Below are 22,831 nucleotides of genomic sequence, written 5' to 3' on the forward strand. Positions count from 1 at the left end.
CCCAGCGAAATTCGAAATTGCATCGCCGAGAGGGGTTACGGATGAGCCGGGTCTGTGTTATCGCGCGAGCGCGAGGCTTCACGCCATGGGGCGGAATTATGCCCGATATTGCCCGGATAATACCGGGCATAATGGTCACGGTGTGTAACGCGTCACAGCCATGTAATCCCCACGAGATCTTCCCGAATTCCCTCTCCGAGTGTTCTCAAAATCTTTGGGTTTAGGATCGGAGAAAGCGGGCAGAAGAATACGGGAAGCTGTTCTTGGAAGAATTCTTAATTGTGTGCCAGCTTACATATGGGTCGCTTCGGAAAGCACGGCAATTCAAGCCCCGGTCACTCCGTCGATGCGTTCGCGCAGGAGATCGGCGTGGCCGTTGTGCCGTGCGTACTCCTCGATCATGTGGATCAGCACCCAGCGCATGCTGACCTCCATCCCGGGCACCGGCCCCTCGGCGACCCGCCCGATGTGGTCCAGCGGCAGCCCGGCGCACAGCTCGCGGCCCCGCGCGATCTCCCGTCGCCAGATCCCGAGCGCCTCGTCGAGCCCCCGCCCGGGGTCCAGCGTGTAGCCGGTGCTGTCCTCGTACACCGGTGGCACGTCGAGGCCGGCGGCCACCCGCTGGAACCAGTTCCGCTCGACCTCGGCGAGATGCTGCACCAGCCCGAGCAGCGTCAGCCCGGACGGCTCGGCGGACGCCGTCCGCACCTGCGCGTCGTCCAGCCCGGCGCACTTCAGCTCCAGCGTGGCCCGGTGGAAGTCCAGCCAGCTCTCGAGCATGTCCCGCTCGCCACCCGTGAGGTGCGGGACGGGACGGCCGTCGGGAAGGGTGTGGGGGGCGTCGGCGGAGGTGTCGGTGGGAGTGTCAGTGGTCATACGGGGAGGATGCCATGGTGCACTGACAACGGCGGTGGGCCCGGGCTTTCGCCTGGCGGCGGCGTGGTCTGGCGGCGGTGGGTCCGGGCTTCCGCCTGGTGGCGGGCGTGGGCTGCCGGCTGTGGGTCCCGGTTTTCGCCTGGTGGCGGGCGTGGGCTTCCGCCTGGTGGCGGGCGGGCGCGGGTTGTCGGCGGTGGGTCGGTCCGGGCTCGTGCCCGGTGGCGGGCGCGGTTTGTCGACGGCGGGTCCGGGCTTTCGCCTGGCGGCGGGCGTGGGTTGTCGACGGTGGGTCCCGGCTTTCGCCCGGTGGCGGGCGTGGGTTGCCGCCTGGTGGCGGGCGGGCGCGGGTTGTCGGCGGTGGGTCGGTCCGGGCTCGTGCCCGGTGGCGGGCGCGGTTTGTCGGCGGCGGGGCCCGGCTTTCGCCTGGTGGCGGGCGTGGGGTGCCGACGGTGGATCCGGGCTCTCGCCTGGCGCCGGGCGCGGATTGGCGGTGGCGGGTCCGGGCTACCGCCCGGTGGTGGGCGTGGGCTGCTGCCACGTCTGCTCGGCCGTCCGCAGTGCTCCCGTCACATCCACCGACAGGCCCGACTCCGAGAGCGCGGTCCCCAAGGCCGCCAGGCTCGCCCGCACGGCCCCCGGCGTCGCGTCCGCCCCGTAGTGGTTGACCCGGATCATCTCCTTGGCCAGCGCACCCCCGCCCGCAGCGAGCGGCACCGCCGGATCCGCCTGGAGCGCCCTGGCCACCAGCTGCGACGCCACCACCCCGGACGGCACCCTCAGCGTCGTGGCGACCGGCGCCGCGTCCCGGGCCTCGTACACATACGGCTCCAGCCCGCCGCCGAGCGCGACCGCCCCGGCCCGCGTGGCCGCCGCGGCACAGGCGTGCCGGGCCATCACGGTGTCCGGCCCCGCCGCCTCGATCCGCTCCACGCACGCCTCAAGCGCCAGCATCTCCAACTGCGCCGGAGCGTGCGGCAGCGCCTTGCGGCCGCCGTCGAGCCACCGCTCCTTCCAGTCGAGCAGCGACAGGTACGACCGGCGCGGCGCCCGCGGGTTCGCCGCCATCCGCGCCCAGGCCCGCTCGCTCACCGACACGGCCGACACACCGGCGGGCCCGCCCATCGCCTTCTGCGCCCCGATCACGCACAGGTCCACGCCCCACGCGTCCGGCAGCACCGGCTCGGCACCGATCGACGCCACCGCGTCCAGATAGAACAGGGCCCCGTGCTCCCGTACCACCGCGCCGATCTCCGCGACCGGATTGGTGTTGCCGGTCGCCGCCTCCGCGTGCACCAGCGACACGAAGTCGATCTCCGGGTGCTCGGCGAAGGCCTGCCGGATCTGCTGGGCCGTGACCGCCGTGTGGAAGGGCACCGCCAGGTCGACCACCGTCGCCCCGCAGTCCCGCAGCCAGTCGCCGAAGGTCTGCCCGTAGGGGCCCGTGATCACGTTCAGGGCCGTCGTGCCCGGACCGGCCGCGGCACGGATCGCGCCCTCCAGCGGCAGCAGTGCCTCGCCCTGCATGATCAGGACGTCCTGCTCGGTGCCCAGCAGCCGGGCCACACGGTCCTCGATCGCGGCGAAACGGTCCGCACCGAGCGGGGCCAGGTCCAGAAACGGGTGCGTCACGGTGGCGCTCTCTTCACTCGCGGCAACAACGGCAACGAGCGTAACCGCCCCCGCAGGACCCCGGACCAGGTGGGCCAGGCCGGCCGGCGGCTCACTAAGGTGCCGTACATGAGCGATCGCACGGTGCTGCATGTGAAGGGACGGGTGCTCGTCGGGCCCGACGAGGTCCGCGAGGAGCTGTGGGTCGTCGACGGCCGGGTCTCCTACGACCGTCCCGCCGGCGCCCGCGACATCCGTACCGTCCGCGGCTGGGCCCTGCCCGGCCTCGTCGACGCGCACTGCCACGTGGGACTCGACCGGCACGGCGCGGTCCCGCAGGACGTCGCCGAGAAGCAGGCGCTCACCGACCGGGACGCGGGCACGCTGCTGATCCGCGACGCGGGCTCGCCCTCCGACACCCGCTGGATCGACGACCGCGACGACCTGCCGAAGATCATCCGTGCCGGGCGGCACATCGCCCGCACCCGCCGCTACATCCGCAACTACGCCTGGGAGATCGAGCCGGACGACCTGGTCGCCTACGTCGCCCAGGAGGCCCGGCGCGGTGACGGCTGGGTGAAGCTGGTCGGCGACTGGATCGACCGCGACCTCGGCGACCTGTCGGCCTGCTGGCCGCGCGGGGCGGTCCAGGCGGCGATCGCCGAGGCGCACCGCCTGGGCGCCCGGGTGACCGCGCACTGCTTCGCGGAGGACTCCCTCCAGGACCTCGTCGAGGCGGGCATCGACTGCGTCGAACACGCCACGGGCCTGACCGAGGACCTCATCCCGCTGTTCGCCGAACGGGGCGTCGCCATCGTCCCGACCCTGGTCAACATCGCGACGTTCCCACAGCTCGCCGACGGCGGCGAGGCCAGGTTCCCGCGCTGGTCGGCCCATATGCGCCGGCTCCACGAGCGCCGCTACGACACCGTACGCAGCGCCTACGACGCCGGGATCCCGGTCTTCGTCGGCACCGACGCCGGCGGCGGACTCGCCCACGGCCTCGCGGCGGCGGAGGTCGCCGAACTGGTCACGGCCGGCATCCCGCCCGTCGACGCCCTGGCGGCGGGGACCTGGACGGCCCGGGCCTGGCTCGGCCGCCCCGGCCTGGACGAGGGCGCCCCGGCCGACCTCGTCGTCTACGACGAGGACCCGCGCAAGGACGTGAGCGTGCTGACCGCCCCGCGCCGGGTGGTGCTGAACGGGCGCGTGGTCGGGTAGGGCCCAGGGGCCGGCCGAGGCGGCCTGCGGCCCCTCGCCGCGAAGAAGAACACTATGCGCCGCGGACGCCGCCGTGGCGCGGCCGACCGCCGTCGCCGCCTTCGGCTCCAAGGCCGCGTTGCTTCGCGAGGTGGTGGACCAGGCACTGGCGGGCGACGACGAGCCCGTGCCGGTGGCCGAGCGCCCCTGGTTCCGGCCGGTGCGGGAAGGGCGGACTCCACGGGCGACCCTGAACGCCTATGCCGAGGTCTGCCGCATCATCGGCGGGCGCGCCGCGGAGGTCTTCGAGGTGGTGCGCCGGGCCGCCGACGAAGGTCCCGAGCCGGCCGACCTGTGGGAGACGATGCAGCGCAACCGGCGCGCGGGAGCCACCATGGTGATCGATCTCATCGAGGCACTCGAACCCGGGCCGGACGGCCTCGATCGCCGGCGCGCCAGCGCGGCGGCCGCCTCGCGATCGGCCAGGTCCAGAGGTGGGCGAGCCCGTACCCGCGGGCGGCGGCCGGCTGCACCGGGTGGTCCTCGTCGGCGGCATGGCCCTGTTGCCGCCGGGCACCGGCCCGGCCACCCTTTTTCGCGCCGCCGTCAGCCCGCCACCGCACGCTCCAGCGCCCGCAGGAACCCGTCCGTCGTCGCGCGGCCTCGCACCGCCAGCCGCAGCCACTGCCCGTCCAGGCCGGGGAAGGTGTCCCCGCGCCGCACGGCGTAGCCGAGATCGCGCAGGCGGCCGCGTACGGCCGCCGCGTGCGGAAGCCGGATCAGGACGAACGGGCCCTGCGCGGGCTCCACCACCCGCAGCCCGGCCGGGGCGAAGCGGGCCAGGCCCGTCAACAGGTGGGCCCGGTCCGCGGCGATGCGGTGCGCCGCGTGGGCCGCCTCCGCCACCGCCCGTGGCCCCACGCACGCCCGCGCCGCGGCCAGCGCCGGTGTCGACACCGGCCACAGCGGCTGCGCCCGCTCCAGGTCCTGGACGGTCTCCGGCGCCGCCAGCACGTACCCGATCCGCAGCCCGGCCAGACCCCACGTCTTGGTCAGGCTGCGCAGCACCACGAGGCCGGGCACGTCGACACGGTCCGCGAGGGACTCCCGCTCGCCCGGCACCGCGTCCATGAACGCCTCGTCCACCACCAGCAGCCGCCCGGGCCGGGCGAGGGAGGCGATCACGTCCGCCGGGTGCAGCACCGATGTCGGGTTCGTGGGATTGCCGATCACCACCAGGTCCGCGGCCTCGGGGACGGCAGCCGGGTCCAGCCGGAAGCCGTCCTCCTCCCGCAGCAGTAGCCGGTCCACCGTGTGCCCCGCGTCCCGCAGCGCGGCCTCCGGCTCCGTGAACTGAGGGTGGACCACGACCGGCCGGCGCACCTTCGGCGCCCGCGCCAGCAGCACGAACGCCTCCGCCGCCCCCGCCGTCAGCAGCACCCGCTCCACCGGCAGGCCGTGCCGCTGAGCCACCGCCGCGCGGGCGGCCCTCCCGTCCGGGTAGGCCGCCAACCCGTCCAGCGACGCGGCGATGTGCTCCCGCAGCCACGCCGGCGGGGTGTCCGCGCGGACGTTCACGGCGAGGTCGACGAGCGAGCCGCCGTCGTCCCGGACCTCCGCGTCCCCGTGGTGCCGCAGATCGTGCCCGCCGTCAGTGGGCATGGGAGTGCGCCCCATGGTGGTGCCCGTGCCCGTGCCCGTGGTCGTGGCCGTCGTCGTCCGGGTGGAAGTGCGGCTGCTGCGGCAGCCCCACCTTGTCCTCGAAGCCCGGCAGCGCGATGCGGTACACGCACGAGTCGCAGTTCATCCGCAGATCGCCCTCGACGGCCTCCGTGTACCGCTCCCAGACCAGGTCCAGCAGTTCCGGCTCCGGCCCGATGACGTCGGCCGAGCGCACCTCGACCTCCGGGTGCGCCGCCGCCCAGCCCTCGGTCTGCAGCCGCACCCGGTCCGGCAGGATGCCGGTGAACAGGAAGTAGGGGAGCACCACGATCCGGCGGGCGCCCAGCCGCGCGCACCGGTCCAGGCCGTTCGGCACGTCCGGCGCCGCCAGCGACACGAACGCCGTCTCGACCCCCGCGTACCCGCGCCCCTCCCACAGCAGCCGGGCCGCCTTGTGCACCTCCGCGTTGGCGTCCGGGTCCGTCGACCCGCGCCCCACCAGCAGCACCGTCACATCGGCCCGGTCACCCGGCCTGCGCCCCGCCGTGCCGCCCAGCGCCTCGTCCAGCCGGCGCTCCAGCACGTTCAGCAACGCCGGGTGCGGACCGAGCGGACGCCCGTACGTGTACGAGATCCCGGGGTGGCGCTCCCGCTCGCGGGCCAGCGCCGCCGGGATGTCGCCCTTGGCGTGCCCTGCGGACACCAGCATCAGCGGCACGGCGGCGAACCGCCGCACGCCCCGCTCCACCAGTTCGGTGACGGCCTCCCCCAGCGGCGGCGGGGACAGTTCGATGAAGCCGCCCGCGACGGGCAGTTCCGGGTGGCGGGCCCCCAGCTCCCGCACGAAGTCGCGGAACGCCTCGGCTCCGGCGTCGTCACGGGTGCCGTGGCCGGCGATGAGCAGGGCGGGCGGCGGGGTGGTCACAGGTTCTCCTCGGCGGACGTGGGGTGGTGGACGGCGCGGTTCACTCGGGCTCCTCCTGCCAGCGGTAGCCGCGCGGCGTCACCATGCGCCCGGCGATCTCGCGGGTCGCGGTGTTGCCCACGGTGACGACCGTCATCATGTCGACCGTCTCCGGGTCGAGCATGGCCAGGGTGGTGAGCCGGGCGGACTCGTCCGGCCGTGACGCGTTGCGCACGACTCCGACCGGCGTCGTCGGCGCCCGGTGCTCGGCGAGGATGCCCAGCGCCTTGGGCAGCTGCCAGTCGCGGCCGCGCGAACGGGGATTGTAGAACGTCACCACGATGTCGGCCTCGGCCGCCGCCCGTACCCGCCGCTCGATGACCTCCCACGGCGTGTGCAGGTCGGACAGGCTGATCGACACGTGGTCGTGGCCCAGCGGCGCGCCCAGGATCGCCCCGGCCGCCAGCGCCGCCGTCACGCCGGGCACACCGACCACGTCGATGTCGTCGCAGGCCTCGGCGAGCGCGGGGGAGGCCATGGCGTACACGCCCGCGTCCCCGCTGCCGATCAGCGCGACGGCCCGCCCCGCCCGTGCCTCCTCGACGGCTGTGCGCGCCCGCTCCTCCTCGGCTCCCAGCCCCGACTCCAGGATCCGGGTGCCGGGCCGCAGCAGATCGCGGATCTGGTCCACGTACTGGTCGAGTCCGACGAGCACGGCAGCGCGCCGGAGTTCCGCCTTCGCCCGTGGCGTCAGCAGGTCCCGGGCACCCGGCCCGAGCCCGACCACCGCGAGCCGACCGCGCCCCGGGCGCCGTACGACGGCACAGGTCGCCATGGCGGGACTCGCGGCCGACTTCCGCTTGGGGACGAGGAGTTCGCCCCCACGCACCAGGGCGGCGGCCTCCGCGACCGAGGGGGTGCCGACGGCGGCGAGCGGCGCGTCGGAGGGGTTGGGCACCTCGACCCCGGCCAACTCACCGGCGGAGTACGTCACCAGGGGCACACCGAGCCGCCGAGCCGCCTCCACGATGCCGGGCTCCTCGGCCTTGGCGTCGACGGTGGCGAGCTCGGCGACCGACGCCGCGCACAGCCCGGCCTCCCGCAGGACGCCCTCGACCAGCCCGAGCACCTCCTCGACGGGGGCACCCTTCGACGCCCCGACCCCGACGACCAGCGACGGCGGGCGCAGCACCACCTCGCCCTCGGCCGCCTCGACGAGCCGGTCGGTCAGCCGGATCGTGTACGCCCCCTCGGCGGCCACCGGGAGCGGCGGCAGCGGCCAGGCCACCTCGGCCCGCAGCGCCACCGCCTCACCGTCGAGCAACGCCCGCGAGACCCCGGCGACATCGCCCTCCACGGGCAGGCCGAGGGTGTCCAGACCGGGCAGGTCCACCGCGTCCGTCGCCGTGGTCACGACCGGCTCGGCGCCCAGCACCTCCCCGACCTCCCGGGCGAGTTCGTTGGCCCCGCCCGCGTGCCCGCCCAGCAGGGACACCGCGAACCGGCCGCCCTCGTCGACGCACACCACGCCCGGGTCGGCCGTCTTGCCGGACAGCAGCGGCGCCACCAGCCGCACCACGGCGCCCGTCGCCAGGAAGCACACGAGCTGCTCGCACTGCGCGAACGCGGCCCGTACGGCCTCCCCGGCGGGACCCTCGTACACGCGCGTGCGGTCCGGCCACGCGGCGGCCAGCCGGTCCCGCGCGGCCGTGCCCGCCGCGGTGGCGGAAATGAGGCCGATCACTGAGCGACTCCTTCTGCGATGTCTTCGACACGTTTCATGTGCGGGTGCCCCGTTCGCGCAGGGCCTTGCGGGCCTCCGGGTCGGCCTTGCGGTAGCCGTGGAAGTGACCCGGGTGGTACAGGTGCGACCGCGTCCCGTGCGCGTCGAGCGCCGGACCCACCAGGAACAGGGTGTGCTTCCAGAGCTTGTGCTCCTTGACCGTCTCCTCCAGCGTGCCGATCGTGCACTTCACGACCAGCTCCTCCGGCCAGGTCGCCTGGTACGCCACCACGACCGGGGTCGTCGTCGGATAACCGCCCTCCAGCAGCTCCCGCACGAGCTGCCCGCTGCGGGCCGCGGAGAGGAAGACCGCCATGGTCGTGCCGTGCCGGGCGAACTCGCGGACCTCCTCCCCGGGCGGCATGGGCGTCTTGCCGCCGCCGAGCCGGGTCAGGACCACGGACTGCGCGACCTCGGGGATGGTCAGCTCGCGCTGCGCGAGCGCGGCGACGGCGGAGAAGGCGGACACCCCGGGCACGACCTCGGTCGCCAGGCCGATCTCGGCACACCGGTCGAGCTGCTCCTGGGTGCCGCCCCACAGGGCGGGGTCGCCGGAGTGGATCCTGGCGACGCGCAGACCCTCCTGACGCGCCCGCCGGTACACGGCCACGACGTCCTCCAGGGACAGGGCCGCCGAGTCGAGGATCTCCGCGTCCTCGCGCGCGTGCTGGAGAACCTCCGCCTGGACCAGGCTCGCCGCCCAGATCACCACGTCGGCCTCGGCGATGGCGCGCGCGGCACGGAACGTCAGCAGGTCGGCGGCGCCGGGGCCGGCACCGACGAAGGTCACCTTGCCGGTGGGGGCGTCGGCCATGGGTTGGTCCTCTCGTACAGGGGGGTTCTGGCAGGCGGGGTGATGCACGGGCGGGTCAGAGCTTTCCGCCCCGTCCGCCGTCGCGCGGCGCGGGGGAGATGAGCGTCGACAGATAGGGCAGGGGAGTGCCGTCCAGGTCAGCGGCCGGCCGGATCGACTCCTCCGTCAGCCCCAGCGCCGACCCCCACACCGCGTCGCCCATCCGCCCGGTCTCCCGCAGCGCCTCGGCGACCTCGCGCGCCTGCCGGCCGAACTTGTAGGCGACGACGGTCCCGGGCCCGGCGAGAGCCTCCTTGAGGACTGTCGCGCCCGCCGTGACGGGCACCAGCGTGAGCGGCTCGGTCCCCTCCGTCAGCACCGCGCCCGACCGCGCGGCGAGGTCCTGCATGGCGGTGATCCCGGGCACCGTCTCGACGACGGTCCCCGGCACCAGCGCGGCGACCGTCTGCGCGAGATAGGTGAACGTGGAGTACACGTTGGGGTCCCCGATGGTCGCGAAGGCGACGGAGCCGTGCGCGCGCAGCAGCTCGGCGACCCGCTCGCCCGCCGCGTCCCAGGCCGCCTCACGCCGCGCCCGGTCGCTCCGCTCGTTCAGCGCGAACACGACCCGGACGACCTTCTCCTCGGGCACGTAGTGCAACACGGTCGCCTCGGCCCGCCCGCGCTCGCCCGTGTCCATGACGGGCACGACGACGACCTCGGCCTCCCGCAGGGCGTTCACACCCTTGACGGTCACCAGCTCCGGATCCCCGGGCCCGACCCCGACCCCGACCAGCCTGCTGCTCATGACGTCCGGCACCTCTCCACGAACCGACGGGCGACACCGGGCTGTGCCGCCCAGTGCGTGTGCAGATAGCTGGCGTGCACACCGCGCCGTACGAACCCCTCGACCCGGCGCTGGGGGGCCCGAAGGCCCCAGGCGGGTTCGGCCCCCGCCCCGGGCTCCACGGCGGTCCGGTGGAACTCGTGCCCCCGCATCCGCGTCCCCGCCGCCGCGAGCACACTGTCGCCGACGGCGACGGCGTCCCGGTACCCCAGGGTCAGCCGCCCGGTCATCCGCGCCTCGGCGTCCAGCACCCCGCACATCGGCCGCCCGTCCAGCTCCCGGCAGAGATACAGCAGCCCGGCGCACTCGGCGGCCACGGGCGCACCGCTCTCCGCCAGGTGGGCGACGGCCTTGCGCAGGGGTTCGTTGGCGGACAGCTCGGCGGCGTACACCTCGGGGAACCCGCCCCCGATCACCAACCCCCGCGTCCCTTCGGGCAGTTCCTCGTCCCGCAGCGGATCGAAGGTCACGACGTCGGCACCGGCGGCGGCGAGCAGCTCGGTGTTCTCGGCGTAGGAGAAGGTGAACGCCTCACCACCGGCGACGGCGACCCTCGGTTTCCCGTCCGGCCGCGTCGGGTGGTGGGTGGGCGCGGAAACGGCCTCAGCCGCATCCCAGGCCTCGCACGACAACACCCCCGCACTCCGGGCCAGCTCCGCCAACGCGTCCAGATCACAACCGCCGGAGACCTGCGCGGCCATCGCCGCCACCGCCTCCACGGCCTCGCCCCGCCGCTCGGCGACCGGCACCAGCCCCAGATGCCGCGACGGCGTGTCCACCTGCGGAGCCCGCCGCAACACCCCGAGCACCGGCACCCCCGTCTGCTCCAGGGCCTCCCGCAGCATCACCTCGTGCCGGTCCGACGCGACCTTGTTCAGGATCACGCCCCCGACCCGAACCTCCGGATCCCAGGAGACGAACCCGTGCACCAGCGCCGCCACCGACCGCGACTGCGACGACGCGTCGACGACCAGCACCACCGGCGCCCGCAACAGCTTCGCGACATGGGCCGTGGAGGCCAGCTCCCCCTCCCCGGCGGCCCCGTCGTACAGCCCCATCACGCCCTCGACGACGGCGAGGTCGCACCCGCGCGCCCCGTGCAGGAACAGCGGCCCGACCAGCTCCGGCCCGCACAGATACGCGTCGAGGTTGCGCCCCACCCGCCCGGTCGCGAGCGCGTGGTACCCGGGGTCGATGTAGTCCGGCCCGACCTTGTGCGGGGACACGGCGAGCCCCCGCGCGGCGAACGCGGCCATCAGCCCCGTGGCGACGGTGGTCTTGCCACTGCCCGACGAGGGCGCGGCGACGACCAGCCGGGGCACGGACGAGGACATCACCACTCGATGCCCCTCTGCCCCTTCTGCCCGGCGTCCATGGGGTGCTTCACCTTGGACATGTCGGTCACGAGGTCGGCGCACTCCACGAGCTTCTCCGGGGCGTTGCGCCCCGTGATCACCACATGCTGGGTGCCGGGCCGGCTGCGCAGGACGTCCACGACCTCGTCCGTGTCGACCCAGCCCCAGTGCATCGGGTAGGCGAACTCGTCCAGCACGTACAGCCGGTAGGTCTCCGCCGCCAGGTCACGCTTGACCTGCTCCCAGCCCTCCCGGGCCTTCTCCTCGTTGTCCAGCTGCGCGTCGCGCTGCACCCAGGACCAGCCCTCGCCCATCTTGTGCCAGGCGACGGACCCGCCCTCGCCTGAGGCGCCGAGCACGCGCAGCGCGTTCTCCTCGCCGACCTTCCACTTCGCCGACTTGACGAACTGGAACACCCCGATCGGCCAGCCCTGGTTCCAGGCCCTGAGCGCGAGCCCGAAGGCGGCCGTTGACTTGCCCTTGCCGACGCCCGTGTGCACGACCACCAGCGGCCGGTTCCGGCGCTGTCGGGTCGTCAGACCGTCGTCCGGAATGACACTCGGCTGTCCCTGCGGCATTACGCGGCCCTCCTCGAAGTCCCCTGCACATCCCTGACCAGCCCGGCGATCGAGTCGGCCCGCAGCTCGTCCAGCGTCACGGCGGTGCCGCCCAGCTCACCGGCGAGCTGCCCGGCGAGCCCGAGGCGCACCGGCCCCGACTCACAGTCCACGACGACGGACGCGACGCCCTCGGCCGCGAACAGCCGTGCCGCCCGCCCGGCCAGGGCGACCGGCTCCGGACCCCCGGTGGCCCGCCCGTCCGTCACCAGCACGACCAACGGCCGCCGCGCCGGATCCCGCAGCCGCTCCACCCGCAGCACGTCGTGCGCCCGCAGCAGCCCGGCCGAGAGCGGCGTACGCCCGCCGGTCGGCAGCGACTCCAGCCGGACCGCCGCCGCGTCCACGGACGAGGTCGGCGGCAGCGCGACATCCGCGCCCGAACCCCGGAACGTCACCAGCCCCACCTTGTCCCGCCGCTGGTACGCGTCCAGCAGCAGCGACAGCACGGCCCCCTTCACGGCACTCATCCGCTGCCGCGCCGCCATCGACCCGGAGGCGTCCACGACGAACAGCACGAGATTGCCCTCGCGCCCCTCGCGGGTCGCCTGCCGCAGATCGTCCCGGCGCACGACAAGACCCGGCCCCGACCGCCCGCGCGCCCGCTGGTGCGGTGCCGCGGCCTGCACGGTCGCCGCCAGGTGCAGCTTGGTGAGCGTGCCCCGTGGGCGCCGCGCCCCGGTCGTGCGCCCGTGCTCGGTCCGCGCCCGCGAACGCCGCCCGGCGGCACCCTCGCCGATCCCGGGCACGCTCAGCACCTTGGTCCTGAACGGCTCGGCCGCCCGTACGGCCGACTGCTCACCGGCGCCCGACGGCTGCGGCTGCCCGTTCTCCCCGGCCTCGGGCGTGGCCCCGGTGTCATCGCCCCGGGGCCCGTCGTCGGGCTCCGGCTGCCCGCCGTCCCCGCCGCCTCCGCCGGGCCCGTCCGGCCCCTGGTCCGGGTCGGGGTCCGGGTCGTCGTCCCCGGAGAACTCCTCCAGGGTCTCGTCCAGCTTGTCCTCGTCAAGACCCGGCGCGTCGAAGGGGTTGCGCCGCCGCCGGTGCGGCAGCGCGAGCAGCGCGGCCTGCCGGACGTCCTCCGCGAGCACGTCCGTACGCCCGGCCCACGCCGCCAGCGCGGTCGCCGTGCGCGCCATCACGATGTCGGCGCGCATCCCGTCGACCTCGAAGGCCGCGCAGGTCGCCGCGATCTGCCGCAGCGCCCCGTCGCCCAGCCGCACGGACGGCAGCAGCTCCCGCGCCGCCACGATCCGCGCCCGCACCTCGGCCTCCTCGTGCGCCCACCGGGCCGCGAAACCGTCCGGATCGGCGTCGTAGGCGAGCCGCCGCCGGACGACCTCCACCCGCTGCTCGGGCTCCCGCGAGGCGGCGACCTCGACGGTCAGCCCGAACCGGTCGAGCAACTGCGGCCGCAGCTCGCCCTCCTCGGGGTTCATGGTGCCCACGAGCAGGAACCGCGCCGCGTGCCGTACGGAGACGCCCTCGCGTTCCACGTACGAGGCGCCCATCGCCGCCGCGTCCAGCAGCAGGTCGACCAGGTGGTCGTGGAGGAGGTTGACCTCGTCCACGTAGAGGATGCCGCGGTGCGCGTCGGCCAGCAGGCCGGGCTCGAAGGCCTTCACGCCCTCCGACAGCGCCCGCTCGATGTCCAGCGCGCCCACCAGCCGGTCCTCCGAGGCACCGACGGGCAGTTCCACCATCCGGGCCGGACGGCACTGCCCGGCGGTTCCCGGCGCGTGCGGCCCGTCCGGGCAGGCGGGGTCGGGGGAGGCGGGGTCGCAGGAGAAGCGGCACCCGGGGACGACGTCCACCGCCGGCATGAGCGCGGACAGCGCCCGCACGGCGGTCGACTTGGCGGTGCCCTTCTCCCCGCGCACCAGCACACCGCCGACCGCCGGCGACACGGCGTTCAGCAGCAGTGCGAGCCGCAGGTCGTCCTGGCCGACGACGGCCGTGAACGGGAACGGGGTGCTCACTTGTCCTCACCTTCCAGGTCGCCTTCGAGTTCCAGGTACGTGGCACGCAGCCGTTCCAGCGTCTCCGCGTCCGGCTCCGCCCACAGTCCGCGGTCGGCGGCCTCCAGCAGCCGCTCGGTGATGCCGCGCAGCGCCCACGGGTTGGACGTCTTCATGAAGTCCCGGTTCTCCGGGTCGAAGACGTACTCGGCGCTGAGTTTCTCGTACATCCAGTCGTCCACGACCCCGGCCGTGGCGTCGTACCCGAACAGGTAGTCCACCGTCGCGGCCATCTCGAAGGCGCCCTTGTAGCCGTGCCGCCGCATGGCCGCCATCCAGCGCGGGTTGACCACCCGGGCGCGGAACACCCGGTGCGTCTCCTCGCCCAGCGTGCGGGTCTTCACCTGGTCCGGGGTGGCCGAGTCGCCGACGTACGCCTCGGGGCTCGCGCCCGTCAGATGGCGGACCATGGCGACCATGCCGCCGTGGTACTGGAAGTAGTCGTCGGCGTCGACGAGATCGTGCTCCCGCGTGTCGACGTTCTTCGCGGCGACCGCGATCCGCCGGAACGCCGTCTCCATGTCGCCGCGCGCGGCCCGCCCGTCGAGCCCCCGCCCGTAGGCGTAGCCGCCCCACACCGCGTACACCTCGGCGAGGTCCGCGTCCGAGCGCCAGTTGCGCGCGTCGATCAGCGGCAGCAGACCGGCCCCGTACGCCCCCGGCTTCGAGCCGAAGATCCGGGCCGTCGCCCGGCGCCGGTCGCCGTGCTCGGCGGTGTCCTCGTCCGCGTGCGCCCGCACGTAGTTCTGCTCGGCGGGCTCGTCCAGCTCGGCGACCGTGCGCACGGCGTCGTCGATCAGCCCCACGACGTGCGGGAACGCGTCCCGGAAGAAGCCGGAGATCCGGACCGTCACGTCGATGCGCGGCCGGCCGAGCTCCTCCGGGGAGATCACCTCGAACCCGGTCACCCGGCGCGAGGCGTCGTCCCACACCGGCCGGCAGCCCAGCAGCGCCAGGATCTCGGCGATGTCGTCGCCCTGGGTGCGCATGGCCGAGGTGCCCCACACCGTCAGGCCGACGGACGTCGGGTACTCACCCGTGTCGGTCAGATACCGCTGCACCAGCGAGTCCGCGAGCGACTGCCCGACCTCCCAGCTCAGCCGGGACGGGATCGCCTTGGGGTCGACGGAGTAGAAGTTGCGTCCCGTCGGCAGGACGTTGACCAGTCCGCGGGTCGGCGAGCCCGAGGGACCCGCCGGGACGTAACCGCCGTCCAGGGCCCGCAGGATGTGCCCGATCTCGTCGGTGGTCCTGGCCAGCCGCGGCACGACCTCCGTGCAGGCGAACTCCAGCACCGCCACGGCGTCGGCGACCTCCCCGCCGAGCACCTCCCGGACCAGCGCCGGGGCCTCGGCGACCGCCCAGCCGCGCTCCTCCATGCCCTCCGCGATCCGCCGGCACAGCTGCTCCAGCAGGTCGATCGCGTCGGCGGCGGTGCGCGCCGGGCCCGCCACCAGCTCCGACAGCCGCGCCGGCACCTTCAGCGCGGCGCCCGGCTCGGCCAGCAGCTCCTTCTCCACCAGCCCGAAGTGCTGCGCCAGCGCCGCCCTCAGCCCGGGCAGCGCGGCGGCCTGCCCGCCCCACACCTGCGAGGCGCGCAGCACCGCCAGCACGAGGTTGACGCGCGGCTCACCGACCGGGCCGCCGCCCAGGATGTGCAGGCCGTCGCGGATCTGGACGTCCTTGATCTCGCACAGATAGCCGTCGATGTGCATGACGAACTCGTCGAACGCCTCGTCGTCCGGCTGCTCGTCGACATGCAGGTCGTGATGGAGCTCGGCGGCCTTGACGAGGGTCCAGATCTGCGCGCGCACCGCCGGGGCCTTCGCCGGGTCCAGGTCGGAGACGAGCGCGTACTCGTCCAGGAGCTGCTCCAGCTTGGCCAGGTCGCCGTAGGTGTCGGCGCGGGCCATCGGCGGCACCAGGTGGTCGACGACCGTGGCGTGCCCGCGCCGCTTGGCCTGGGTGCCCTCGCCCGGGTCGTTGACGATGAACGGGTAGATCAGCGGCAGTTCCCCGAGCACGGCGTCGGGGGCGCAGCCGCCGCTGAGCCCGAGGCCCTTGCCGGGCAGCCACTCCAGCGTGCCGTGCTTGCCCATGTGCACGACCGCGTCCGCGCCGAAACTGTTCTCCAGCCAGCGGTAGGCCGCCAGGTAGTGGTGGGACGGCGGCATGTCCGGGTCGTGGTAGATCGCGATGGGGTTCTCGCCGAAGCCGCGCGGCGGCTGGATCATCACCACGACGTTCCCGAACTGCAGGGACGCCAGCACGATGTCGTCCCCGTCGACGTAGAGGCTGCCCGGCGGCTCGCCCCACGCCTCGGTCATGGCGTCCCTCAGCTCCGGGTCGAGCTTGTCGAACCAGGCCCGGTAGTCCGCCAGCGGCACTCGCGCGGGCGCGGCGGACAGCTGCTCCTCCGTCAGCCACTCCACGTCGTGCCCGCCGGCCTCGATGAGCCGGTGGATCAGCTCGTCGCCGCCCGCGGGGTACTCGGTGAGCCCGTACCCCGCTTCCTTCAGCGCGTCCAGCACCCGCACCGCCGAGGCCGGGGTGTCCAGCCCGACGGCGTTGCCGACGCGCGAGTGCTTGGTCGGGTAGGCGGTGAAGACGAGCGCGAGCTTCTTCTCGGCGTTCGCCATGTGCTTCAGCCGCGCGTGCCGTACGGCGATCCCGGCGACCCGCGCGGCCCGCTCCGGGTCGGCGACGTACACGGGCACGTCGGCCGTATCGTCGTCGACCCGCTCCTTGAAGGAGAACGGCACGGTGATCAGCCGCCCGTCGAACTCCGGGATCGCCACCTGCATCGCGGCGTCCATGGGGGACAGGGCGGCGTCCGAGGCCTCCCAGGCGCTCCGCGAGGACGTCAGGCACAGCCCTTGCAGCACGGGGATGTCCAGCTCGGCGAGGGCGCCGATGTCCCAGGCCTCCTCGTCACCGCCTGCCGAGGCCTGCGAGGCATGGGTGCCGCCGGCGGCGAGGACGGTGGCGACGAGGGCGTCCGCCCGCCCGAGGATCTCGTACAGCCCCGCGTCGGCCCCGCGCAGCGAACCGCAGTACACGGGAAGCGCGTTGGCGCCCCGCGCCTCGATCGCGTCGCACAGGGTGTCGACGAAGGCGGTGTTGCCGCTGAGCTCGTGCGCCCGGTAGAAGAGCACGCCGACGGTCGGCCGGCCCTCGACCAGCGCGCGCTCGCCCCGGACGCCGTACTCCGGCATCCGCTGCGGCGCGGCGAAGCCCTTGCCCGTGAGCAGCACGGTGTCGGACAGGAACCGCGCCAGCTCGGTGAGGTTGGCGGGCCCGCCCTCCACGAGGTACTTCAGCGCCTCCGCCACGACACCGGCCGGCACCGACGACTCGGCCATCAGCTCCGCGTCGGGCACCGCCTCGCCGCCCAGCAGCACGGTCGGCACGCCCGAGGCCTTCAGCGCGGCGAGCCCGTCCTCCCAGGCCCGCTTGCCGCCGAGGAGCCGTACGACGGCGATGTCCGCGCCGTCGAGGAGGGCGGGAAGCTCCTCCGCGACGTCCACGCGGGTCGGGTTGCCGATCCGGTACGAGGCGCCGGAGGCGGCCCGGGCCGCCAGCAGGTCCGTGTCGGCGGTCGACAACAACAACACAGTGCTCATGCGGGTGCTCCCGGTGGAATGAAGGGCAGTCCTCGCGGCGCGCCCGACTCGATGAGCCGCCACAGCGCGTCGGTGTCCGCGTGCTGTTCGATCAGGTCGCCGAGCCGGTCGAGCTGCTCCTCGCGCAGCGCGGCGAACGAGGTGTCGGGCGCCGGCACGAAGCGGCGCCCCGCGGCGGCCGCCACCTCGCGCAGGAAGGCCCGCCGGAACCCGTCCGACTCCAGCGAGCCGTGCCAGTGCGTGCCCCAGGCCGGGCCGACCCGGCAGCCGTCCAGGAAGGGGTCGCCTCCGGTGACGTCGGCGACGCCGTGATGGATCTCGTAGCCCTCGACGCGCTCCCCGAGGGCCTCGCCCGCCGGCCGCGTCAGGGTCTTCTCGCGGGCGAACCGCACCCGCACGGGCAGGACCCCGAGTCCCTCGACATGGCCCCGGCGGCTCTCCACGTCGTCCTCGATGTGCTCGCCGAGGATCTGGAAGCCGCCGCAGATCCCGAGGACGGGCCGCTGCTCGGCGGCCCTGCGCACGAGCGCGTCGGCGAGCCCGCGCTCCCTCAGCCACTCCAGGGCCCGGACGGTCCCCCGGGTCCCGGGCACGATGACGAGGTCGGCGTCGGCGAGTTCCTCGGGCCGGTCCACGAACCGCACGACGACACCGGGTTCGGCGGCCAGCGCGTCGACGTCCGTGAAGTTGGACATCAGCGGAACCGCGCAGACGGCGACGCGCAGCACGTCCTCGCCGACCGGAGGGGCGACGACGGACTCCCGGACCGTGCCCCGCAGGGAGACGCGCAGCCCGTCCTCCTCGTCGATGCCGAGCCCGTGCCGGAACGGCAGGACGCCGTACGTACGCCGCCCGGTGAGCCCTTGGAGCATGTCGAGACCCGGCTCCAGCAGGGAGACGTCCCCCCGGAACTTGTTGACGAGGAACCCGGCGACGCAGCTCTGGTCCTCGCGCGACAGCAGCGCGACGGTTCCGAAGAACGACGCGAAGACACCGCCCCGGTCGATGTCGCCGACGACGAGCACGGGGAGCCCGGCGCCCCGGGCGATCCCCATGTTGACGATGTCGGTCCGCCGCAGATTGATCTCGGCGGGACTGCCCGCCCCCTCACAGATCACCGCGTCATACGTGCCCCGCAACCGCTCCAGGCAGTCCAGCACGGTCCCGAGCAGCTGCTGCTGCCGTCCGCCGTGGTACCCGCGTGCGCTGAGCTCCCCGACCGGCTTGCCCAGCAGCACGACCTGACTGCTGCGCTCGCCGCCGGGCTTGAGCAGCACCGGGTTCATCAGCGCGGTCGGCTCGACGCGGCAGGCCTGCGCCTGCATGGCCTGCGCCCGCCCGATCTCGGCCCCTTCCTTCGTCACGAAGGAGTTGAGGGACATGTTCTGCGCCTTGAAGGGCGCGACCTTGACGCCTTGGCGCGCCAGCCACCGGCAGATCCCGGCGGTCACGACGCTCTTGCCGGCGTCGGAGGTGGTACCGGCGACGAGAAGCCCACCGCCCGTCATGACGTACGCCCTTTCGCGATACGGCGCGCGGCGGCACAGACGCCGAGCGCGAGCCAGCCGACCCGCCTGGACAGCCGTACGGCCCGTGCGATGTCCCGGGTGGCGACGGGGCGTCCGGCGCCGTTGAGCACGGGCCGGTGCTCGACGCGCCCGCCGTACGACAGGGTCCCGCCCAGCCGCACCCCGAGCGCCCCCGCGAACGAGGCCTCCACGGGCCCGGCGTTGGGGCTCGGATGCCGGCCGGCATCGGCACGCCAGGCGCGCACCGCTCCCCGTGGATCGTCTCCTGCCAGAGCCGCGAGCACGGCGGTCAGCCGGGACCCCGGCCGGCCCGCGAGATCGTCCAGCCGCGCGGAGGCCCACCCGTAGCGCCGGTACCGGGCCGACTTGTGCCCGACCATGGCGTCGAGGGTGTTGACGGCCCGGAAGCCGAGGAGCCCCGGCACACCGGCGACGGCCCCCCACACGAGCGCCCCCACGACGGCGTCGGAGGTGTTCTCGGCGACGGACTCGACCACGGCCCGGGCGATCCCGTCGGCGTCGAGCGCCTGAGGATCCCGCCCGCACAGATGCGGCAGCCGCGCCCGGGCCCCTTCGACGTCCCCCGCCTCCAGGGCACGCCCGATGGCCTGTGCCTCCCGCGCGAGCGAAGTCCCCCCGACCACGGCCCAGGTGGCGGCACCGGTCAGTACGACGGAGGCGACGGCGGAGTCCCGTACGGCACGCGCGGCGACACCCCCGAGCGCGACGGCACCTCCGGCGCACAGCGCGGTGTGCAGCGCGCCCCACCCGCGGTGGTCCCGCCACAACACCCGTTCCACGGCCTCCGCGGCCCGCCCGAACACGGCGACCGGATGCCCCCGGCGGGGATCGCCGAGCAGCAGGTCACCGATCAGACCGGCGGCGGCGCCGTACGCGAAGACGCGACCGGCACCCATCGGCTCAGCCGGCCGCGGGGGCGGGCAGGGGTGGGGTACTGAACCTCGATCGGCAGCCGCGCATGGCGATATGTCCTCACTCAGGGTGTCCACGCCCTGGTTCGACTAGACCGGCGGTGAGAGTTCCTGGCTCCCGGGGATCACTACCCCGGTGACAGTGGCGGGACCGCGCCGGACTTCCACCGGCTTCCTCTCCTGCCGCCGTACTGGCCCCGGCAGTCCACCACGGCCGGGATCAGCCGTCAACTTGCCGTTGACCTGCGAGGGGAGAGTGTGCAGAAGCCCACACCGGCGCCCCGACGCCGAGTTGGCGCCCCCGCCGCACGACAACCGGGCGGCACAGGACCCAAGTCCCGTGCCGCCCGGTGGAATCGAGCGTGATCAGGCCACGATCAGATAGATCCCGTAGCCCACAGCCGCCGCGCACGCCGCGAAGCACGCGTACGCGCCCGTCACCGCGAGCCCCGCGGACCCGCCCTCGGCGGCCGCCCGCTCGCGGCGGGACAGGCCGGTGATGCCGAGGGTGAACAGGCCCACCAGGGCCACGGTGACCACGAGGCTGACGCCGAAGACGGAGCCGAGGGCCGCCCAGTCGATGTTCATGGCAGAGGTTCTCCTTGTGACCGAGCGGGCGGATCAGACCGGGGTGGTCGTGGTGGAGGGCCGGCGTTCGGCCGGGGTCGGTTCCGGTGCCGGGATCGTGGCGCTCGGCTCGTCCGCGGCCGTGCCGCCCACCGGCGGCGGGGTCACCGCGGCCATCGCCGTGGTCACCACACCGGCCGGCTCCGCCTCGTCTGCGGCGTTGACGTTGGTGTGGTCGACGACCTCACGCCGCGAGAGCTTCCAGATCGCCGCGCTGGAGGCGACGAGGAAGACGGCCACCACCGCGGTGCCCCAGCTGCCGAAGCCGGTGACGTACTCGGCGAGCGCGCCCACCAGGGCCGCCGCCGGCAGCGTCAGAGCCCAGGCGACGAACATCCGCGTGGCCGTCGACCAGCGGACGACACCGCCCTTGCGGCCGAGCCCCGCGCCCATCACCGAGCCGGACACGGAGTGGGTGGTGGAGAGGGAGAAGCCGATGTGCGAGGAGGCCAGGATGACCGTGGCCGCGCTGGTCTGGGCGGCGAAGCCCTGCTGCGGCTGGAGGTCGGTCAGGCCCTTGCCCATGGTGCGGATGATGCGCCAGCCGCCGAGGTAGGTGCCGAGCGCGATGGCGAGACCCGCCGAGAGGATGACCCAGGTGGGCGGGTCGGAGTCGGGGGCGACGGCGCCGCCGGCGACCAGGGCGAGGGTGATGACGCCCATCGTCTTCTGGGCGTCGTTGGTGCCGTGGGCCAGTGAGACCAGGCCTGCGGAGGCGATCTGGCCGGCGCGGTAGCCCTTCTCGGAGGCCTTGCCGTCGGCCTTCTTGCCGAGGGAGTACGTCAGCCGGGTGGCGAGCAGCGCCGCGACGCCGGCGACCAGCGGGGCGGCGATCGCCGGGATCAGCACCTTGGTGACCAGGACGTCACCGTGGACCGCGCCGACGCCCGCCGAGGCGATCGTGGCGCCGATCAGGCCGCCCATCAGGGCGTGCGAGGAACTGGACGGCAGGCCGACCAGCCAGGTCACCAGGTTCCAGAGGATCGCGCCGACCAGGGCGGCGAAGATGACCTCGGGACGGATGCCGGCCTCGTCGACGAGGCCTTTGGAGATCGTGTTGGCGACTTCCACGGACAGGAAGGCGCCGACCAGGTTGAGGACGGCCGACATGGCGACGGCGACCTTGGGCCGCATGGCGCCCGTGGAAATGGTCGTGGCCATCGCGTTCGCGGTGTCGTGGAAACCGTTCGTGAAATCGAACGCGAGTGCGGTTACCACCACAATCGCGAGGATCAGCGAGAAGCTTTCCATTTACCCAGGCAATCGTTCGAGGTCGTTGGCCAGTCGAACGTAGGTAACCCGAGTGAACGGAAGATGAACTGGGAGGGGCGCAGGGGTGTCCGCAAGCGAGGACTGCCGTTCCGTCCTGGGGGTGAGACCGCGTTCGTATACACGTCAACGCTATCTGTCCCGGTATGCGCCTTTTCGTAGGCGCGACTTCCGGCCTGAAGTGGACCCGCCCGGCCGCGCGTTGAGGGCCTGCCTGGCAGGATCGCCGCATGGCTGAGCAACGAGGCGACGGGCGGGGCACGGGGGACGTCCGGGACGGGGGACAGGACGTGGGGGAGACGCGGCGCAGGGATGTGCGCCCCGAGGAGGCGCGCGCCTGGGAGGAGCTCGTCACGACCGCCCGCCGGACCGTCTCCGACGGACTCGTCGTCGGCACGTCCGGGAACGTCTCGGTGCGCGTCGGGGACACGGTGCTGGTCACGCCGTCGGGCGTGCCCTACGACCGGCTGGAGCCGGACGACGTGACGGGCGTCGGCCTCGACGGCCGCCAGGTCCTCGGCACACTCGTCCCCACCAGTGAGCTGCCCATGCACCTCGCGGTCTACCGCACGACCGGCGCCCGTGCCGTCGTCCACACCCACGCCGTGCACGCGACGGCCGTCTCGACGCTCGTGAGCGAGCTGCCGCTGATCCACTACATGGCCGCCGCGCTCGGCGGACCCGTCCGGGTCGCCCCGTACGCCACGTACGGCACGGACGAGTTGGCCGAGAACATGCTCCACGCCCTCGCCGACCGCTCGGGCTGCCTCCTGAAGAACCACGGCACCATCACCTACGGCGCGTCCCTGGACCAGGCCTACGACCGCACGGCCCAGCTGGAATGGATGTGCCGCCTGTGGCTGACCGCCACCTCGGTCCCGGGCCTGTCCCCGAGCCTGCTGTCGGGGGAGCAACTGGCGCAGGTCCAGGAACGGCTACGGGGCTACGGACAACGCGGCTGACGCCCTGCCCGGACGACCGGTGCCGCAGCGCCGGCTCTGCCGCCCGCTCTGACCTGGCCGCCTCGGCGCACCGGCCGGGGATGCCACGGGGCGCCGCCGACCCTCGCGTCCGCCCCGAGCGCTGCTCGCGCCGCCGCCTCGCGGGTATGCAGGGGCATGGTGCGCGTGGGCCGACCTCGCCCCCGCAGCCCGGGCGCCCCGGTCACGCCGCTGACCCCGGCGTTGCGCC

17 protein-coding genes and 1 riboswitch are annotated in these 22,831 nt (G+C 74.0%); of the genes, 2 read left to right on the forward strand and 15 right to left on the reverse strand.

The genetic code is table 11. The features are described from left to right. Nucleotides 1–324 precede the first annotated feature (324 nt). Both ACFZDA_RS24965 and ACFZDA_RS24970 read right to left on the reverse strand, forming a co-directional pair. On the reverse strand, nt 325–876 hold the full coding sequence (locus tag ACFZDA_RS24965; RefSeq protein ID WP_391085560.1) for a DUF664 domain-containing protein: 552 nt from the start codon (nt 874–876) through the stop codon (nt 325–327). Between the two features lie 504 nt (nt 877–1,380). Further along, nucleotides 1,381–2,505, reverse strand: a complete 1,125-nt coding sequence (locus ACFZDA_RS24970) for an aminotransferase class V-fold PLP-dependent enzyme (protein ID WP_391085562.1) — start codon at nt 2,503–2,505, stop codon at nt 1,381–1,383. Between the two features lie 108 nt (nt 2,506–2,613). Between ACFZDA_RS24970 and ACFZDA_RS24975 the strand changes: the two genes are divergently transcribed. Continuing rightward, entirely contained in the window at nt 2,614–3,705 is a 1,092-nt protein-coding gene (locus tag ACFZDA_RS24975) for an amidohydrolase family protein (RefSeq protein WP_391085564.1), read from the forward strand. Nucleotides 3,706–4,290: 585 nt separating this feature from the next. Here ACFZDA_RS24975 and cobC read toward each other — a convergent pair. From cobC to ACFZDA_RS25040, 13 genes are all read right to left on the reverse strand, one after another. Continuing rightward, on the reverse strand, nt 4,291–5,346 hold the full coding sequence (gene cobC, locus ACFZDA_RS24980; protein WP_391085566.1) for an Rv2231c family pyridoxal phosphate-dependent protein CobC: 1,056 nt from the start codon (nt 5,344–5,346) through the stop codon (nt 4,291–4,293). Beyond that, nucleotides 5,336–6,271, reverse strand: coding sequence for a CbiX/SirB N-terminal domain-containing protein (locus ACFZDA_RS24985; RefSeq protein WP_391085568.1), 936 nt, complete (start codon nt 6,269–6,271; stop codon nt 5,336–5,338). The genes cobC and ACFZDA_RS24985 overlap by 11 nt, the downstream gene beginning before the upstream one ends. A 40-nt stretch (nt 6,272–6,311) precedes the next feature. After that, complete coding sequence (gene cobJ / locus ACFZDA_RS24990; RefSeq protein WP_391085570.1) at nt 6,312–7,994, reverse strand: precorrin-3B C(17)-methyltransferase; 1,683 nt, start codon at nt 7,992–7,994, stop codon at nt 6,312–6,314. Nucleotides 7,995–8,028: 34 nt separating this feature from the next. After that, a complete protein-coding gene (gene cobM / locus ACFZDA_RS24995; protein ID WP_391085572.1) occupies nt 8,029–8,847 on the reverse strand; it encodes a precorrin-4 C(11)-methyltransferase in 819 nt (272 codons plus the stop codon). Nucleotides 8,848–8,902: 55 nt separating this feature from the next. Then, nucleotides 8,903–9,634 (reverse strand): precorrin-2 C(20)-methyltransferase, encoded by a 732-nt coding sequence (cobI, locus tag ACFZDA_RS25000; RefSeq protein ID WP_391085574.1) that lies wholly within the window; start codon nt 9,632–9,634, stop codon nt 8,903–8,905. Further along, nucleotides 9,631–11,007, reverse strand: coding sequence for a cobyrinate a,c-diamide synthase (locus ACFZDA_RS25005; protein WP_391085576.1), 1,377 nt, complete (start codon nt 11,005–11,007; stop codon nt 9,631–9,633). The genes cobI and ACFZDA_RS25005 overlap by 4 nt, the downstream gene beginning before the upstream one ends. Then, a complete protein-coding gene (gene cobO / locus ACFZDA_RS25010; RefSeq protein ID WP_391085578.1) occupies nt 11,007–11,606 on the reverse strand; it encodes a cob(I)yrinic acid a,c-diamide adenosyltransferase in 600 nt (199 codons plus the stop codon). The genes ACFZDA_RS25005 and cobO overlap by 1 nt, the downstream gene beginning before the upstream one ends. Beyond that, nucleotides 11,606–13,621 (reverse strand): putative cobaltochelatase, encoded by a 2,016-nt coding sequence (locus tag ACFZDA_RS25015; RefSeq protein WP_391085580.1) that lies wholly within the window; start codon nt 13,619–13,621, stop codon nt 11,606–11,608. The genes cobO and ACFZDA_RS25015 overlap by 1 nt, the downstream gene beginning before the upstream one ends. Further along, nucleotides 13,618–17,283, reverse strand: a complete 3,666-nt coding sequence (gene cobN / locus ACFZDA_RS25020) for a cobaltochelatase subunit CobN (RefSeq protein ID WP_391085582.1) — start codon at nt 17,281–17,283, stop codon at nt 13,618–13,620. The genes ACFZDA_RS25015 and cobN overlap by 4 nt, the downstream gene beginning before the upstream one ends. Next, on the reverse strand, nt 17,280–18,791 hold the full coding sequence (locus ACFZDA_RS25025; protein ID WP_391085584.1) for a cobyric acid synthase: 1,512 nt from the start codon (nt 18,789–18,791) through the stop codon (nt 17,280–17,282). The genes cobN and ACFZDA_RS25025 overlap by 4 nt, the downstream gene beginning before the upstream one ends. Further along, a complete protein-coding gene (locus ACFZDA_RS25030; RefSeq protein ID WP_391085586.1) occupies nt 18,788–19,729 on the reverse strand; it encodes a cobalamin biosynthesis protein in 942 nt (313 codons plus the stop codon). Before ACFZDA_RS25030 ends, ACFZDA_RS25025 begins: the two co-directional genes overlap by 4 nt. A gap of 100 nt (nt 19,730–19,829) precedes the next feature. Continuing rightward, nucleotides 19,830–19,969: riboswitch (cobalamin riboswitch) on the reverse strand. 141 nt (nt 19,970–20,110) lie between these two features. Continuing rightward, nucleotides 20,111–20,332 (reverse strand): hypothetical protein, encoded by a 222-nt coding sequence (locus ACFZDA_RS25035; protein WP_391085588.1) that lies wholly within the window; start codon nt 20,330–20,332, stop codon nt 20,111–20,113. 33 nt (nt 20,333–20,365) lie between these two features. Continuing rightward, complete coding sequence (locus ACFZDA_RS25040; RefSeq protein ID WP_391085589.1) at nt 20,366–21,622, reverse strand: inorganic phosphate transporter; 1,257 nt, start codon at nt 21,620–21,622, stop codon at nt 20,366–20,368. A gap of 248 nt (nt 21,623–21,870) precedes the next feature. On the opposite strand from ACFZDA_RS25040, the gene ACFZDA_RS25045 reads away from it, so the two are divergent. Continuing rightward, nucleotides 21,871–22,602 (forward strand): class II aldolase/adducin family protein, encoded by a 732-nt coding sequence (locus tag ACFZDA_RS25045; protein ID WP_391085591.1) that lies wholly within the window; start codon nt 21,871–21,873, stop codon nt 22,600–22,602. Nucleotides 22,603–22,831 lie beyond the last annotated feature (229 nt).

Origin of the sequence: Streptomyces sp. NPDC007991 (assembly GCF_042958445.1) — a bacterium.
Classification (GTDB): Bacteria; Actinomycetota; Actinomycetes; order Streptomycetales; family Streptomycetaceae; genus Streptomyces.